This is a genomic window from Paenibacillus sp. cl6col, from assembly GCF_900102125.1.
GTDB classification, from domain to species: domain Bacteria; phylum Bacillota; class Bacilli; order Paenibacillales; family Paenibacillaceae; genus Paenibacillus_B; species Paenibacillus_B suaedae.
Genome location: NZ_FNAZ01000011.1, coordinates 150,219 through 167,589 on the forward strand (window position 1 = coordinate 150,219; position 17,371 = coordinate 167,589).

Here is a 17,371-nt window from a genome sequence, read left to right on the forward strand (position 1 = left end):
CTACCCCCTCACCTTGAATAATTCAATGACATGCTCGACGCCATTATCAATCGGAGCCGTAACGAATGATGGGAACAATCCGATTAAAATAATGCATGCCGTCAGCACCATGATCGGCACAGCTTCGACAAGTCTGGCATCCTTCAAGCTTGCATAGCGATCGTCTCTTGGCCCATAAGAGATTGCCAGTACCCCACGAAGCACATAGACACTGCTTAATATAATCCCAAGTGCAGCAAGAATGGCTGCCCATTTCATCGTTCCGAACAGACCAAGCAGGGACAGAAGCTCTGCTACGAATCCCGACAAGCCTGGCAAGCCTAACGATGCCAAGCCTGACAGCAATAAGATGCCGCACAAGAATGGCATGCCCTTCGCTAATCCACCCAGTTCGCCAATTTTTGTTGTTCCTGTACGCTCCAATAATGCGCCTACCAGCAGGAAGAACAACGCAGAGATAAATCCATGCGAGACCATCTGCACAACAGCACCTTGAAGCCCAATGTCATTCATCGCTGCGATACCAAGCAGAACGAAGCCCATATGACTAATACTAGAATAAGCTAAGATAAGTCTAAATTCTGTCTGCACAAAGGCGAGTATGGCCCCATACAGCACATTAATAACACCCAGTACTGCTAGTAGTACTGCCCAAGATGCGGTCTCCTTTGGAAGCAATGCTGTTCCGAACTGAATAAGACCGTAAGCACCCATCTTCAGCAATATTCCTGAGTGCAGCATCACCACAGGTGCCGGAGCTTCAGCATGCACGCGCAGCATCCATGTGTGGAATGGGAAGATCGGGAGCTTCACACCAAAGGCTACAATGAGCAAGAAAAAGACAAACGTCCGCATGCTGTCAGACAAATATACTCCGCTCTGCTCTTGATATATAAAAGAAGTCGCATCATTAATGTTCTTCATAATGACATCAAGATTGCCCGTATATACGTAATGGCCATTCGCCGCCATGTCCGGGTTAGGTGCAAAGCCTGCTGTCACCGTAAGTACAATGAAGGCAACTAAGAGAAGCGCAGAACCGAGCCCATTGTACAGCAGAAATTGATTCGCAGCCTTCTCGCGATGCATATAGCCCCAGATACCAATAAGGAAGTAAGTCGGTACCAGCGTCCATTCGAAGAACATGAAAAATAAGAACAAATCACGTGCCATAAAGACACCCAGCATTCCAACTTCAAGCAGCAGGAAAAGAATAAAATACGACTTCCAGCGTTTCTTCACATACAAGGAAGCAAATGCCGCCATCGAAGCTACGATCGTGGTCATTACCACGAGCGGCAACGATAGGGAATCTATCGACAAATGATATTGAATCGTAAATGCCCATGAGCTTAGCCCTTCAATCAATTCTGAATTGAGCGGAATCGATATCCATGACCATTGCTCTGCTATGGTTTTGCCTTGCTCGAGTGCATCGTAATTGCCATAAATGATAAGCGCCAGTAGAAGAGGCACGAATGTCGTTACAATGCCTGTCACCTGAATCGCACGTGTACGCCCCTGCGGAATGCACAGAAGCACAATGACTCCAAGAAGCGGAGAGAAGGTCAGCAGCGTTAGCAGCGGCATCGAAGAAAGAAAATTCAGCATCTACCAGAACCTCCTTCCAAGTGCCAGCACGAGCAGAATCAATCCGACAAAGCCAAACAGGGATACCAGGCCATAGGTTTGCAGTTGACCGTTCTGCACACGCAGCGATGTTCGGCCAACACTGACTGTAAACCATGCTACCAAGCGTACCAGACCATCTATTACCCATTTATCGATTGCCTTCAGCAGTTGCCCAATACCCGATAGGCTACGAACAAATACGATTTGATATAGTTCATCAATATAATATTTGTTGGCAAGCAGACGATAGACAGGTGCCGCCGTATGTTCGAGCGTATCTTGACGCTTGCGACCAGGTCCGTACATGACATATCCAAGTCCAATACCCAATACACCGATAAGCGCCGATACAATCATCACCATGATATTTGCGTGCTCACCTACTTCTTCGCCTGTGAGCCAGGTGCCGAAGCTGCCCCCGAACGGAGTGTTGACGAATCCTGCAACCACAGCCAGTACACTGAGCACGATCAATGGCACTGTCATAGACAATGGCGATTCATGCGCCTTGGAAGCCTCGCTGTCTGCTGATGGATCCCCCGTAAATACGAGGAAGAACAAACGCGCCATATAAAAAGCGGTAAAGAATGCAGCAACTGCACCAATAATAAATAAGAGCCAATTATTCTGATCCCAAGCCGCTGTCAAAATCGCATCCTTAGACCAGAAGCCGGACAGAGGAGGAATACCAGACAGTGCCAGTGCGCCAATACCGAATGTCCAAGCTGTAACCTTCATATTGCGGCCAACGCCGCCCATCTTGAATATATCTTGTGTATGTACAGCATGAATGACGCTTCCCGCTCCGAGGAACAGAAGCGCCTTAAAGAAGGCGTGCGTAAACAGGTGGAACACCCCTGCGGTCACAGCCCCAAGACCAAGCGCCATCATCATGTAGCCGAGCTGACTAACCGTTGAGTATGCAAGGATGCGCTTCAAATCGCGCTGTGCGATTGCAATCGTCGCGGCAAAGATCGCAGTAAATCCTCCAACACTCGCGACAATCGTCATTGCCGTAGGCGACATGTGGAAAATATCAAACGTGCGTGCAACGAGATATACCCCTGCCGCAACCATCGTAGCCGCATGGATGAGTGCTGAGATCGGTGTCGGCCCTTCCATGGCATCTGGGAGCCAGGTATGCAGCGGGAATTGACCCGACTTGCCAACCGCTCCTACGAATATGAGAGATGCAATCCATGTCGTCAGTCCGGCAGATATACCGCTCTGTGCCAGTGTATCTGCATTGCTGAACACATTGCTGATCGATCCGAAGTCAAGCGCATGACCCGGCATGTACCAGAACAGAAGCAGCAGTGCAATAAATAAACCAACGTCTCCGATCCGTGTGACGATGAAGGCCTTCTTAGCCGCAGCACGTGCTGCAGGACGCTCATACCAGAATCCAACGAGAAGGAATGAGCATACCCCTACAAGCTCCCAAAAGATATAGAGCTGGAGTAAGTTTGGAGACAGCACAAGTCCAAGCATCGAGCTGGTAAAGAGCGCAATATAGGCGTAGAACACCGTTTGCCGCTCATCACCATGCATGTAGCCTTTGGAATATACATTTACTAGTAAGCTGACCAGCGTGACAATGACGAGCATTAGCGCGTTCAAGTTCGTCACATCGAATCCGAACTCCAGGCGGATGTCACCGAAGCGAATCCAATCAAAGCTCCGGGTATAGTCCTCCATCGTTCCGGACACCCGCTCCCACAAGAGGAGCGCAGACAGAATGAACGCAGCAAGAGAGCTGATGACACCGAGCAGAACGGCTGCGCCTTTCATCTGGCGGCCAAATGCCGTCAGTATGAGGAACGCGAGCAGCGGAATGACCGGGATAGCCCATGCGAATTGCGAAAAGACGGATTCCATTGTCGTATCCTCCCTACCGATTATCTCTTCAAGTCGTCAAATTCGTCCACGTTGGCCGTTCCGCGATTCCGGTACAACGCGATAAGGATGGCGACACCAATTGCCGCTTCTGCAGCTGCAATCGCAATTGTAAAAAGAGAGAAAATTTGCCCCTTCAGGCTCGGTACGACCCCGTATTTCGAAAAGGCAATCAAGTTCAAGTTCGCCGCATTGAGCATCAACTCAATGGACAGCAGCACAATAACTGCATTGCGCTTTGTTAATACACCATATAAACCAATACAGAACAATATAGCAGCAAGTGTTAAAAAGGAAGCAAGCATCGTACTCATCCTTCATCCGCCTCCTTCTTAGCCAGCACAATTGCTCCGATAAAGGCCACCGTCAACAGAACAGACAGCAGCTCAAACGGAATGACATGCTCTGTGAACAGTTGCTTCCCGATATTCAGCGTATTATCCTGAACCAATGCAGCGTCTTGATGTACAGGAAACTCAGAGCTGCGAATAGAGAAGAATAGCACTCCAAACAGGGCAATACAGCCTATCGCGGCTAACGCTTCCTTCCACGGCTTGACGAATGCCTCATCCTGCTTATCGTGCTTGGTCATCATAATTCCGAAAATCATCAGTATCGATATCGCACCTGTATAAACAAGTACCTGCACAAAAGCAACAAATTCAGCATCCAACAGCACGTACATCCCTGCCAACCCTAGGAAGGAGAAGGCAACAGAGACGACCATATGTACAACCTTCGTAAAGTTAAGCATCAATACCGCGCCGGAAATAATGCAGATGGCCAACACGAAGAAGACAATCGTCTCCCCCGTCCAATCCAAAGAGAAGTTAAACACTTTTCTTCGAGCCCCCCTTCGGCATGGCGGAGTTGTTCTCTTGACGAACATTGACATTATTGTCGTTCAGCCAGTTCAAATTTTTGAACAAGTCATCGCGACTGTATGTCGCCAGTTCAAAATTGTTGGTCATGACAATCGCTTCGGTCGGACATACTTCCGTACAAAGATCGCACAAAATGCAAATCTCAAAGTTAATATCGTACGTGTCGATCACTTTGCCCTTCTTCTCTGGATCTGGATTCGGTTTGCCTGTCAACGTAATGCATTCCGTTGGACAGATGCGGGCACATTGATTGCATACGATGCACTTATCCGGATCGAAATGCTGTATGCCGCGAAAACGGTCAGGCATTTCAAGCGGAACATCTGGGTATTTGTAGGTGACCTTCTTCGACGTCATCGCCTTGAATGTAACGCCTAGACCCTTCAACAGTCCTTTCACGGATCTCACCCCTAGCCTATTTGTTGAAAATTTCGATGTAAAACGCCGTCAAGAAGACGTTAAGCAGGGCAAGCGGCAGCAGCACCTTCCACCCAAAGCCCATCAATTGGTCTACGCGTATACGTGGCATCGTTGCACGCAGCCAGAATAGGAAGAAGACGCAGAATGAAAATTTCAGGATGAACCACAGCAGCCCCGGAATGAAATCGAGGAACGGGAGCGGTGGATGCCAACCGCCTAGGAACAAGACCGTCGTCAGTGCCGAGAGTGCGAATACATACACGTATTCCGCCAACATGAAGAAGGCGAATCGGAAGCCGCTATATTCAACATGATAACCTGCAACAAGCTCTGATTCTGCTTCTGGCAAATCAAATGGGGTACGATTCAACTCAGATACCCCCGCGATAATGAAGACAATGAATCCGATGATTTGCGGGATAAAGTTCCATTCCCAAAAATAGTTGCCTTGCCCTTCTACAATGGTACGCAAGCTGAGCGATCCGTTCAACATGATTATACCCGCGACTGAGATAACGAGCGGAATTTCATAGCTAATCATTTGCGCCGCTGAGCGCATTCCGCCAAGCAGAGAGTATTTGTTGTTGGACGCCCACCCTCCTAAAATAATACCAATGGTAGAGATGCTGGACAATGCGGCATAATATAACAATCCTACATTTAGATCAGCAAAGCCTAGATTAGCGGCATATGGAATCGTCGCAATGACCGCAAATGCCGGTACATACGTGATGACTGGAGCCAAGATGAATAGTGCTTTATCAGCCTTGCGAGGTATTGTGTCTTCCTTGAGTAGTAGTTTCAATATATCAGCAACCGTCTGCAGCAGTCCCAGCGGACCTACCCGTGTAGGACCATGACGCAACTGCATCCAGCCGATGACCTTGCGTTCGAAGTAAATCGCATAGGTTACGAAGCCAAGGACGACGAAGAGAAGAACAACTCCCCATGCAATAAAAATTAGACCATTCTGCCACGTGAGCGTCTGATTCAACAAGTCCCCCACTATGCATCCACCTCCCCGACGACGATATCAATCCCGCCAAGTATGGTAATCATATTCGTCATCGTTTCGCCTACGAGCAGCTTCGGCAGTATTTGCAAATTAACGAAGGACGGCCGACGGAACTTCAACCGGAACGGCTCCGCCTTGCCCTTGGATACGATATAGCAGCCAATCTCTCCGCGCGGAGATTCAATACGAGCGTATACTTCACCAGCAGGCGGACGTATGACGCGCGGCACTTTACCCATTGTCTCTCCCTCGCTCGGGAATTGCTCCACAGCCTGCTCCAAAATGCGTAAGCTTTGCCGTATCTCTTCAACACGAATTAAATACCGTTCATAGCAGTCCCCACGGGTTCCAAGTGGAACATCGAATTCGAATCGATCGTACAGGCTGTAAGGCTCCTGCTTCCTCAAATCCCAATTCACTCCCGTGCAGCGTAGATTGGCACCGCTAAGTCCATGTGCGATTGCCGTTTCCGCATCATAAGTACCGATTCCTTTAATGCGGGACAGGAAAATTTCGTTGCCGCTTACGAGCTTGTTGTATTCATCCAGCCTTTTGCGCATGTATGGAACAAACTCGCGGACTTTGTCGATCCAGCCTGGAGGCGCGTCCCACTTGACGCCGCCGACCCGCATGTAGTTGTATGTCAGCCGTGCCCCGCATAGTTCGTTGAACAAATCGATAATGATCTCCCGGTCGCGGAACGCAAATAAGAACGGGCTCATCGCCCCAATATCAAGCAAATACGTCCCCCACCATACCAAATGGCTTGCTACGCGTTGCAATTCCATAACGATAAGTCGGAGAAACTCTGCTCTCTCCGGAACTTCCAGCTGCATCAGCTTCTCAACGGCATGCACGAGTACATAGTTGTTCGTCATGGCGGACACATAATCCATACGATCGGTATAAGGAATAATTTGCGTATAGTTCAAGTTTTCCGCAAGCTTCTCCGTTCCGCGGTGCAAATATCCCATTACCGGGGTCGCTTCCTTGATCACCTCGCCATCAATCTTGACGACGATGCGGAATACACCGTGAGTACTCGGGTGCTGCGGTCCAACATTAAGCAATAGTTCTTCTGTACGAATCACAGGGTTACACCTCCGAATCTAACGGCACGTAGTCTTTGCGAAGCGGATGTCCAACCCAGTCATCCGGCATCATGATGCGACGCAAGTCGGGATGTCCCGGAAACGAAATGCCCAACAAGTCGTAAACTTCGCGCTCATTCCAGTTCGCAGTAGGCCATATAGGCGTTACCGATGCGATGGAAGGCACCTCGCGATCTGTCTTTACACGAACAGCAACCTCTGCTTTCGTGCTTAAATTGATAAGATGATAGATTACTTCTAAATGAGTTTCCTGGTCAATGCCGGATAAATTACGCAAATAGTCACACGACCAATCTTTATGTTCACGAAGCAGCTGAGCTGCTACCAGCCAATGTTCATTTTTCACTGTTACCGTTGGCAAATGATCATTGACTTCATTGATAGCCGCCTCTTCAACCGCATCCTCTGCGACTTCGGCCTTAAGCAAGGCTATGAGCTGATCAAGAACTGGCTGTTTGGGTGAGGGCTCTTTCGGCTTTGGCGGTTCTTCGTCTGCCTTAACCCGAGGCGCTCGTGCGGGCCGTTCTGGCTTCTCCGCAGCATCCCCTGCACCGTCTTCCTTCGCACGTGCTCTTGGTGGACGAGCTGCTGCATCGGCTGTAGTCGATGTTTCACTACCGCCTTCTGCTGCCTTCGCCCGCGCCGCGCGCGCCTCAGCAGCCGCTTGAATTCGCGCAGCCTTCTCCTCTTCCGTCAAAGGGGCACGCTTCGGCTTCTCCGTTTCCGCTGTTACGGAAACCTCCTTCGTCGCATCCGCATGCTCCTGGGATTCAGCAGATGCAGGAGCCACTGGAACATCTTGTAGTGCTGCTGCCTCCTTCTGCTCTTCTACTGTCCCTTCGACCGTCTCTAGCTTCTGCACTGGCACTTTAGGGACGGTCTCCACATCTGATGCCGCCTGAATTGGCACTTGCGGTTCATCCGCTTTCACTTCGGACTTTTCTCCTGCTGCGGTCTTGATTCCTTCACTTGCTGTTGATTCCGTATTTGATTCTTGCTTCGATCGTTGCTCAGAGGATTGTTCTTCAGCTGTCTTGTCCTTCTCTTGTTCCTCGCTCATCGATTCGTCACCCGCTTTCCGGTTTTCGCCTCATAGCGGATTTTCTCTTGCAGCTTGTTGATGCCGTAGATAAGGGCCGCAGGATTCGGCGGGCAGCCTGGAATATAAACATCAACAGGCACTATCTGATCCACGCCTTTGACGACTGAATACGATTTCACGTACGGCCCTCCAGCCGTCGCGCATGATCCCATTGCGATGACCCATTTCGGCTCAGGCATTTGATCATACAGACGCTTCAAGAGCGGCCCCATCTTCTTCGTGACTGTACCAGATACGATCATAACATCCGATTGTCTTGGAGACGTTCGAAAGATAACGCCGAAGCGATCCAAGTCGTAGTGCGACGCTCCCGTCCCCATCATCTCGATTGCGCAGCAGGCAAGACCGAACGTAAGCGGCCATAATGAATTACTGCGAGCCCATGCCTTCAACTGTTCAAGCGTGCCAAAGAACACATTGCGTTCCAACTCCTGCCGTTCTTCCGGCGTAATTGATTCTAAAGTGAGTCCCATTGAAGCACCTTCTTTTTCCAGGCGTAAATTAATCCAACCAACAGCAATCCGACGAAAATCAACATTTCGACAAGTGCAAACAATCCAAGCTGATTGTATGCAACCGCCCATGGATACAAGAAAACGGTTTCGACATCAAAAATGACAAACATGAGCGCAAACAAATAGTACCGTACGTTGAATCGGACTTGTCCGACACCAACAGGTTCGTTACCGCTTTCATAAGTTGTTTGCTTCATATCTGTCGGCTTCTTTGGTCTAAGCCATCTCCCTACCGTCAGTGCGACAACCGGCAATAAAATACCGAGTGCAATAAAAATGGCCACAATGACGTAATTGTTGATGTACTGTTCCAAAAGTCATCCCCTCCGCCGCAGCAACTGCCATTTTGCAAAAAAATAGAGAATTTTGTAATAAACCCGCCACAATTATAACAAAACCTACCAACTCCGTCTATGCAATTAATACCACCTTTTGGACAGTTTTATGAAAAGTTGTTCGGTTTTGGTTATATACATATTCACATAAGGAGAACGATAGAAGATCAGCTGGTGAATGTTTTATGAACATCTGGGAGCTCGAGCAGCTCTGGAGTCTCAGGAGAGTAACCAATCAGCAGATATGCTTCTTTCCCCTCACTGAATGCGACCACTGGCTGAGCTATGGAATTATATCGTGTAAAAACCAAAAATGCACTCCTTAAAGACATTCATCAGATATGACACAGAGGTGTCTACCCAATGACTACTATAAAGAGTGCACTTCAGATTAGATAGATCCAGGAAGCGGCTCAGCTTACTTCAACTATCGCGTGCATGCCGCTGTCGCCGTTCCATTATCTATCGTTTGGTTTATTTCAATGTAATGCCAAATTCCGAGCCTGGTGCACCAGCAAAGACGATTGTGCCATTCTTAGGCAGCGTCACTTCGTTATTGCCGCTGACAACTGTAAAGTTAACTGGTAGGCCTTGCTCGTTATAGACCACGAATCCACCCTTCGCCGGTAGCGCAACAGTCATCGTCTTGCCTGCAGCTGCATCTGGAACTGTATACCATCTTGCGTGCCCGTTCGCTTGCAGCGTGACAGCGGAGCTTGTTCCTTTATAGAGAGGGCTAACGTTGGCACCGCTGATATACAATTTGCCGGCCTCCTCCATATATTCGACTCCGTCTTGAGAGAAGAATCTGGATTCCGCCAGATCCCGACCGCCCAGCATGCCCGGAATATTAAGCTGGCTTGCGGCCGTGTTTGAACCTGTAATTTTTTTGTCCCCTAGATAACCTGGCAGTTCATCAGTAAGGACTATTTGTATCGTCGGTTTCATCAAGAAATACAGAATGGAGGTATATTTCTCGTTTACTTGATAGAACGTAATGCCTTTTCGCTTCTCCCAAGTCTCAGCAGTCTCCTTAGAGAGCTTGTTCTCTTCCAATTTTTCTGCTGCATAGTGCGACAGTACAAACTGTCCCAGACCTGGCATTGTCATATATTCTCTCACCCAGATGTATGTGCGGCCATTCTTCTCGGTTACAAAACTGACCTTGGAAGTTCCATTCTCATTGATGAAGCTTCCATCCGATGTGTACACATACTTTTCTTTCGAATGATCAATGAGAGTCATTAACGGCAAAGTCAGTTCACCGTCCTTCTTGATCTCAACCTTCACTTGCTGATTTCTAGTACCATAATAACCAGCCTGATTCGCCACCTCAGCAGGCATTCCCGCCTTTACCGGCTTGCCGAAGGATTTCTCCGGTTTTATCGTTTTAATTTCCCCCTTCTCCTTCAGCGCTTGCAGCAGCAAGTCGTTCGCCAGCATCTCATTAGTCATGCTAGAACCGCCAGAAGTCAACACTGCTGCTGCCATCTTCAGTTCTGGAAGCACGACGAGGGAAGCATGATACAGCATCGTATCGCCGCCTTTAGCTAATCCCTTCAATCCATATTCATTGAATGGGAACAGCTTCACGCTGTCCCAGCCGAGACCGTAGTTGAAACTATTATCCGTATCTTCCGGCCACAGGCCCCTCTTGTATTCCTCATTCGCCATCGCCTGTACCGCCTTGTCAGAGAGAACACCCTTCATCTCACCCGTAAACAGTTGAGAGAATCTCACCAAATCTTCCGCCGTAGAATAAATCCCCCCTGTCCCAATCGCATTGACGGTTTCATTTGGAAGCTGTCCTTGGTAGAAAGGGAAATAGAGCCCCGCCAACTTATCTTGTTCCAATACGTCCTGCGATGTCTTCGTATGGCTCAATTTCAATGGTTCCGTAAAATAGTTGTGTATAAATGCTGTAAAGCTCATGCCGCTAACTCTCTCTACCAGAATCTCAGCTAGTGTGAAGCCGTCGTTACAGTAAACAGAAAACGCACCTGGATTTGCTTTTAGGCTTTGCGTTGATAATTGTTTAAGCAACGTATCATGCGGATAGGTATCATTGTCCTTGAACAGGAAGGCGTTGCCGTAACTGGAGCCTCCTTGCAAGCCAGAGGAATGGTTCAGCAACATGCGCGGTGTGATCTGCTTATACCGTTCATCCTCCATTGTGAAATCGGGAATATAGTTGATCAAGGGCGCATCGAGGTCAATCTTCCCCTCGTCCACTAGCTTCATGACGGCTGCGGCCGTGAACACTTTGCTCGTTGAGCCGATGCCATACATCGTATCCTTGGTCAACGGCTTCTTCCCTTCTCTATCGTTGATGCCAGCCTGGCCGGACACCGTAATCTTGCCGTTGTCAATCAGTGCATATTGTACACTGACTGTCCCCATTTTAGTGAGAAGAGCAGCTTTCTCCGCCGCGATCTGTTCAAGTCCCGAAGTGGCTGCTGAGACATTACTATTGCCTGTTGGGGACGCCATTACTGCTGAGGGCACAATCATCGACAGCGCAAGGGTTAGTGCAAGTATCCTAGGGAATCTTTTTCTCATTACAATTTCCTCCTTATTGCGAATCTGTAGTTAGTACGATTTTCCTTTTTGATTCGTTCATTACAAAATTAAAAACAGAGAAACAATAAAGCCCCTTTCTGATCCTCAGATCAAAAAAGGGGCCAATGAATGCCCGCATTCCACGGGCCAGCTTCGACGTCTTCCATACAAGTTACAGTCAACTTATATCCAACTTATATTCAACTCATATAGCTCATTTTCAATTCAGCTCAGCCTTGACCTAGATTCACTCTATTGAGCAATGACCATCCATTTAGCTGGGCGTGGAAATGAGGGCAAAAAAAAGAGAGCTGCGATCCGGCCACAGCTCACGGAGGATGAGGAAACTACCTACAATTAACCAACCTACTGAAAATCAAAAGAACCAAGAAGAAGGAAATTTCACTTGATGTGACAGTTCAAGAAGCAGCCTTCCCGAACGTACACTTGATGAGGTTAATTGATAACCTTCATTTGAGAATGATTATCAATATTAACTGTCTTTATTATAATCAGACCCCGTACATGCGTCAAGCAATAAAATTATATTTTCCAAAATTTATTTTCCGATGAATGACGGGTTATGTGAAAAATGGTTTTGAACTCTGCTACATATTCGGTTTACAATATCCATACATCGGATCATACAACAAGGGGTTGAACGATAATATGACACAACCGATGATTTGGATCGTCGGCGCCGGCTGCGGCATCGGACTTGGCATTGCCAAGTCATTTGGACAACGTGGTTACCTTCCTGTTCTCATTACGCGAGAATCGGATACGCTAGAGCAAATGAAAGACATCCTGCATGATATGAATATTGAAGCGGCAGGGGCTGTCGCACTTACTAGCGACGAAGCTGCTCTTCGTCAAACACTGTCAGCACTTGAAACAGAGTACGGCACGCCTGAGGCCGTCGTATACAACGCCTCTGCCCATGCACCTGGACTTCCCTCTGAAGTACAGCCTTCTGATATGATCGAAGACTTCAAGGTTAACGTAGTAGGAGCGTTGACGACTGCCCAATGTATTCTTCCGGGCATGAAAACCCGCGGTACAGGTTCATACCTGCTGACGGGTGGTGGACAAGCACTGCAGCCGACAGCATCACTGGCATCTCTCGGTGTCGGGAAATCTGGTCTGCGCAGCCTTGCCCTCAGCCTACATGATGAGTTCAAGCAATATGGTCTCTATGCTGGCACATTGACCGTCTGCGGCTTCGTCCAGCCAAATACCTCCTTTGACCCACAGTTGGTTGGAGAAGCCTTCTACAGCATGCATACGAAGCGCTCTGAGGCTGAGGTTATTTTAAAGCCATAATCAAGCTCATATAAATGATGAAAAAATATTCCTTATGAAAAAAGAGCTGTTCCAAAACCTGAGGGTTCTGGAACAGCTCTTCTTCGATTTATATCATGATTACCATTCTTTTTGCGAGACTTTAATCCGCGTCACGGCACGTTGGAGCGACAATTCCGCACGACGGAAGTCCAGGGAATCCTGCTTGCTCCGTGCAGCCATCGCCAGACGTTGCTCCGCCCGGGCTTTCGCTGCCTTGGCACGTTCCACATCGATGTCTTCCGGCATTTCCGCGCTTTCTGCAAGCACAACGACTTTGTCCTTACGTACTTCAACAAATCCGCCATGAACCGCAATCCAATGCTCCTTGCCGCCTTCTTTGATCTTCATTGGACCAATGCGAAGCGGCGTAACCATCGGAATATGGTTCGCCAAAATACCGAGATCTCCTTCGACGCCCTTGACGCTAATCATGTCCACCTGCTGTTCGAACACTTTGTGCTCCGGTGTAACGATTTCCAACAAAAAGGTGCTCAACTGCGGTTTCCTCCTTCCGTTCTGTCCATGCCTTAGCAATAGACAGCCCGTTTCACGTCAAGCCGCTTACAGCGTCTTTGCTTTTTCCACAGCTTCTTCGATTGTACCAACGTACAAGAAGGCTGCTTCTGGAAGGTCATCATGCTTGCCGTCCAGGATTTCCTTGAAGCTGCGTACTGTTTCTTTAACAGGTACGTATTTACCAGCAAGACCCGTAAATTGTTCCGCAACGTGGAACGGTTGAGACAAGAAGCGTTGAATTTTGCGCGCGCGCGCAACCGTCAACTTATCTTCTTCGGACAACTCGTCCATACCAAGGATTGCGATAATATCTTGAAGCTCTTTATAGCGCTGCAAGAGGCGCTTAACACCTTGTGCGACATGATAGTGCTCTTCACCTACAATGTCTGGTGCCAAGATCCGGGATGAGGATGCAAGCGGATCAACCGCAGGGAAGATACCCATCTCGGAAATTTTACGCTCCAAGTTCGTCGTTGCATCCAAGTGAGCAAACGTCGTAGCTGGAGCTGGGTCTGTGTAGTCATCCGCAGGAACGTAGATCGCCTGGATGGATGTTACAGAACCTTTTTTCGTTGAAGTAATACGTTCTTGCAACTGACCCATTTCCGTAGCCAATGTAGGTTGGTAACCTACCGCGGAAGGCATGCGGCCGAGCAAGGCGGATACTTCGGAACCCGCTTGTGTAAAGCGGAAGATGTTATCGATGAACAAGAGAACGTCCTTGCCTTCTTCATCACGGAAATGTTCAGCCATTGTCAGACCCGTCAAGGCAACGCGCAAGCGTGCTCCTGGCGGCTCATTCATCTGACCGAATACCATCGCCGTTTTGCTGATAACGCCGGAATCCTTCATTTCATGGTACAAGTCGTTACCTTCGCGCGTACGCTCGCCGACACCCGCAAATACGGAAATACCGCCGTGCTCCTGCGCGATGTTGTTGATCAGCTCTTGGATCGTTACCGTCTTACCTACGCCGGCACCGCCGAACAGACCGATCTTACCGCCCTTCACATAAGGAGCCAGCAAGTCGATAACTTTGATCCCTGTTTCGAGAATTTCCGCTTGCGTGGAAAGCTCATCAAACTTAGGAGCTTCTTTATGAATCGGGCTAACTGTTTCTTTTACAACGTCGCCCGCATTATCAATTGCTTCGCCAAGCACGTTGAATACACGACCCAACGTCACTTCGCCTACCGGTACTGTAATTGGAGCGCCAAGATCTGACGCTTCCATGCCGCGAATCAAGCCGTCTGTAGAAGACATCGCAACGCAGCGAACTACGTTGTCACCCAAGTGAACCGATGCTTCCAACGTCAAGTTGATGTCAGGCGCGCCGGCAGTTGTCGACTTCTGCTCAATCTTGATCGCGTTCAAAATTTCAGGCAGTTGTCCACGTTCGAACTCAATGTCGACAACCGGACCCATTACGCTAATCACGCGTCCTTTACTCATCTCGTTCCCTCCTACTGTCAAACATGCATTTCCGATTAAGCCTGAGCGTTTGCCCCTGCTACAATTTCCGAAATTTCCTGCGTAATCGCCGCTTGGCGTGCACGGTTGTACACGAGCGTCAGCGAGTTGATCATCTTCGTTGCGTTCTTCGTCGCACTGCCCATCGCGGTCATCTGCGCGCCGAACTCACTTGCCTTCGCATCGAGGAGCGCACTGTAAATGAGTGTCTCCGCATACTTCGGCAGCAACTGCCCGAGCACTTCTTCAGCAGAAGGCTCATATTCATACGATGTTACTGGACCGTTAAACGCTTCATCATCAAGCGGCAAGAGTTTTTTCTCTACCGGCACCTGTGTGATTGCGTTCACGAATTCGTTATAGAACAGAATCAGTTCATCATACTTGTGCTCTTCGAAATATTTCACGGCGTTGTATGCGATAGACTTAATATCTGCAAATGTAGGCGTGTCCGGCAACTCCGTAACAGCCTCCACGATATTAAATCCTCTTCTGCGGAAGTAATCACGACCCTTGCGTCCGATGACGAATAATACGATATCATCCTTCGTCAGCTTGTTTTCCTGCATCGTCACCATGACCTTACGAAGCACGTTGGCATTGTAGCCGCCCTTCAAGCCACCGTCGGATGTGATAACGAGATATCCCGTCTTCTTCACAGGACGCTTCTCTAGCATCGGGTGGGAAATCCCTTGCGTACCAGCCGCAATGCTGGAGACGACCTCCTTCAGCTTATCCGCATAAGGACGAGCTGCCTCAGCCTTCGATTGTGCGCGGCGCAGCTTCGCCGCACCAACCATCTCCATCGCCTTCGTGATCTGCTTCGTGCTCTGCACGCTCTTGATCTGGCGCTTAATCTCGAGAATTCCTTTAGCCACTTCCATCTCACCTGCCTTTAGCGCTTTGCGCAGGGCAAAGCGGACTTCTTCGAATGCGCACCGGGAGCCCTGAGGCTTCCCAGCTGCAGTCAACTTCTATCTATTACACGGACACGGCGAAGCTCTTTTTGAATTTCGTTACCGCTTCAACCAGTGCGTCTTCGTTTTCTTTTACCAAGTCTTTCGTATCGCTGATCGATTGGTAGATGCTATCTTGGTTACTTGCCAAGTAAGCATGGAATTCATTCTCGAAGCGTTGAATATCTGCAACTGGAATTTCATCCAGGTGCCCTCTCGTCGCTATATACAAGCTGACAACTTGCTTCTCTACTGGAAGCGGCTGGTTGACACCTTGCTTCAGAATTTCCATCAAGCGCTCACCACGGTTCAAGCGGGCAAGCGTTGACTTATCCAAATCGGATCCGAATTGGGAGAAGGCTTGCAATTCACGATATTGTGCCAAGTCGAGACGAAGTGTACCTGCTACCTTCTTCATCGCCTTGATCTGTGCGGAACCACCAACACGGGATACGGAAATACCTACGTTAATCGCTGGACGTTGACCGGAATAGAACAGGTCAGCTTCCAAGAAAATTTGTCCGTCGGTAATCGAGATTACGTTCGTCGGAATGTAAGCCGATACGTCAGATGCTTGTGTTTCGATAAATGGCAATGCAGTCAAAGAACCGCCGCCATTCTCGTCGCTCAGCTTCGCAGCGCGCTCCAGCAAGCGGGAGTGCAAGTAGAATACGTCACCAGGATATGCCTCACGGCCTGGAGGACGGCGAAGGAGCAAGGACAATTCGCGGTAAGCCGCAGCTTGCTTCGACAAGTCATCATAGATTACGAGCACGTGCTCGCCTTTGTACATGAAGTACTCGCCCATGGAGACGCCTGCATATGGAGCCAAGAACAGAAGCGGTGCTGGCTCGGATGCCGATGCTGTAACCACGATTGTGTACTCCAATGCGCCATGACGACGAAGTGTTTCTACAACTTGTGCAACTGTAGATTGCTTTTGGCCGATTGCGACGTAAATACATTTCACGCCGTTGCCTTTTTGGTTAATGATCGTATCGATTGCGATCGTTGTCTTACCTGTTTGACGGTCACCGATGATCAGCTCACGCTGACCGCGGCCGATTGGAACCATGGAGTCAATCGCTTTAATACCCGTTTGCATCGGCTCATGTACCGATTTACGGTCGATAACGCCTGGTGCATTGGATTCGACTGGACGGAATTCCGTCGTAGCGATTGGGCCTTTGCCGTCTACTGGCTGGCCGAGCGGATTGACAACGCGTCCAAGCAGCGCTTCACCGACTGGAACTTCCATGATGCGGCCTGTACGCTTTACTTGGTCACCTTCGCGAATGTCTTTGTAAGGTCCAAGAATTACGATACCAACGTTATTCTCCTCCAAGTTGAGGGCCATACCCATAACGCCGTTAGAGAATTCGAGCAACTCGCCGGACATACATTGCTCTAGTCCGTGTACACGGGCAATACCGTCACCAACATTAATGACCGTACCGACTTCCGCCACTTCGATCTCCGATTTATATTGTTCGATTTGACTTTTAATCAGTGTACTGATTTCATCAGGTCTGATGCTCAACTCGCTTCACCCCATTCTTCCGTGCTAAATAGTAAATGAGAGTTCAAAAACGGACTTCTTGAACAGTCTCGATAA

At 48.9% G+C, this 17,371-nt stretch carries 16 protein-coding genes; 1 reads left to right on the forward strand and 15 read right to left on the reverse strand.

What is annotated here, in order from left to right; translation table 11 throughout:
- The 11 genes from BLS15_RS24125 to BLS15_RS24175 all read right to left on the reverse strand — a co-directional run bounded on the left by BLS15_RS24125 (position 1) and on the right by BLS15_RS24175 (position 11,470).
- Positions 1–1,611: a complex I subunit 4 family protein gene (locus BLS15_RS24125; protein WP_090514166.1), complete on the reverse strand. Its 1,611-nt coding sequence runs from the start codon at positions 1,609–1,611 to the stop codon at positions 1–3.
- Positions 1,612–3,510: an NADH-quinone oxidoreductase subunit L gene (nuoL, locus tag BLS15_RS24130; protein WP_072729069.1), complete on the reverse strand. Its 1,899-nt coding sequence runs from the start codon at positions 3,508–3,510 to the stop codon at positions 1,612–1,614.
- Between the two features lie 20 nt (positions 3,511–3,530).
- Positions 3,531–3,842, reverse strand: a complete 312-nt coding sequence (gene nuoK, locus BLS15_RS24135) for an NADH-quinone oxidoreductase subunit NuoK (RefSeq protein WP_021257164.1) — start codon at positions 3,840–3,842, stop codon at positions 3,531–3,533.
- Complete coding sequence (locus BLS15_RS24140) at positions 3,839–4,366, reverse strand: NADH-quinone oxidoreductase subunit J (protein ID WP_021258896.1); 528 nt, start codon at positions 4,364–4,366, stop codon at positions 3,839–3,841. The genes nuoK and BLS15_RS24140 overlap by 4 nt, the downstream gene beginning before the upstream one ends.
- Positions 4,359–4,811 (reverse strand): NADH-quinone oxidoreductase subunit NuoI, encoded by a 453-nt coding sequence (gene nuoI, locus BLS15_RS24145; protein WP_090514169.1) that lies wholly within the window; start codon positions 4,809–4,811, stop codon positions 4,359–4,361. The genes BLS15_RS24140 and nuoI overlap by 8 nt, the downstream gene beginning before the upstream one ends.
- A gap of 16 nt (positions 4,812–4,827) precedes the next feature.
- Positions 4,828–5,838 (reverse strand): NADH-quinone oxidoreductase subunit NuoH, encoded by a 1,011-nt coding sequence (gene nuoH, locus BLS15_RS24150; RefSeq protein ID WP_021257167.1) that lies wholly within the window; start codon positions 5,836–5,838, stop codon positions 4,828–4,830.
- Entirely contained in the window at positions 5,838–6,938 is a 1,101-nt protein-coding gene (locus BLS15_RS24155; RefSeq protein WP_090514172.1) for an NADH-quinone oxidoreductase subunit D, read from the reverse strand. The genes nuoH and BLS15_RS24155 overlap by 1 nt, the downstream gene beginning before the upstream one ends.
- A gap of 4 nt (positions 6,939–6,942) precedes the next feature.
- The gene (locus tag BLS15_RS29665; protein WP_254777401.1) at positions 6,943–8,019 is read right to left on the reverse strand and encodes an NADH-quinone oxidoreductase subunit C; all 1,077 of its coding nucleotides are present in this window, start codon (positions 8,017–8,019) and stop codon (positions 6,943–6,945) included.
- Complete coding sequence (locus tag BLS15_RS24165) at positions 8,016–8,534, reverse strand: NuoB/complex I 20 kDa subunit family protein (RefSeq protein ID WP_021257170.1); 519 nt, start codon at positions 8,532–8,534, stop codon at positions 8,016–8,018. The genes BLS15_RS29665 and BLS15_RS24165 overlap by 4 nt, the downstream gene beginning before the upstream one ends.
- Positions 8,519–8,890: an NADH-quinone oxidoreductase subunit A gene (locus BLS15_RS24170; protein ID WP_005544817.1), complete on the reverse strand. Its 372-nt coding sequence runs from the start codon at positions 8,888–8,890 to the stop codon at positions 8,519–8,521. The genes BLS15_RS24165 and BLS15_RS24170 overlap by 16 nt, the downstream gene beginning before the upstream one ends.
- A gap of 495 nt (positions 8,891–9,385) precedes the next feature.
- A complete protein-coding gene (locus BLS15_RS24175) occupies positions 9,386–11,470 on the reverse strand; it encodes a serine hydrolase domain-containing protein (RefSeq protein ID WP_090514175.1) in 2,085 nt (694 codons plus the stop codon).
- Positions 11,471–12,139: 669 nt separating this feature from the next.
- On the opposite strand from BLS15_RS24175, the gene BLS15_RS24180 reads away from it, so the two are divergent.
- Complete coding sequence (locus BLS15_RS24180; RefSeq protein ID WP_090514178.1) at positions 12,140–12,793, forward strand: SDR family NAD(P)-dependent oxidoreductase; 654 nt, start codon at positions 12,140–12,142, stop codon at positions 12,791–12,793.
- Positions 12,794–12,892: 99 nt separating this feature from the next.
- Here BLS15_RS24180 and BLS15_RS24185 read toward each other — a convergent pair whose 3' ends face one another.
- The 4 genes from BLS15_RS24185 to atpA form a co-directional block, all read right to left on the reverse strand.
- Positions 12,893–13,309, reverse strand: a complete 417-nt coding sequence (locus BLS15_RS24185; protein WP_005544821.1) for a F0F1 ATP synthase subunit epsilon — start codon at positions 13,307–13,309, stop codon at positions 12,893–12,895.
- A gap of 66 nt (positions 13,310–13,375) precedes the next feature.
- Positions 13,376–14,782, reverse strand: a complete 1,407-nt coding sequence (gene atpD / locus BLS15_RS24190; RefSeq protein ID WP_021257173.1) for a F0F1 ATP synthase subunit beta — start codon at positions 14,780–14,782, stop codon at positions 13,376–13,378.
- Between the two features lie 35 nt (positions 14,783–14,817).
- Entirely contained in the window at positions 14,818–15,678 is an 861-nt protein-coding gene (gene atpG / locus BLS15_RS24195) for an ATP synthase F1 subunit gamma (RefSeq protein ID WP_028533393.1), read from the reverse strand.
- A 103-nt stretch (positions 15,679–15,781) separates the two neighbouring features.
- Positions 15,782–17,296: a F0F1 ATP synthase subunit alpha gene (atpA, locus tag BLS15_RS24200; protein WP_021257175.1), complete on the reverse strand. Its 1,515-nt coding sequence runs from the start codon at positions 17,294–17,296 to the stop codon at positions 15,782–15,784.
- Between the last annotated feature and the right edge of the window lie 75 nt (positions 17,297–17,371).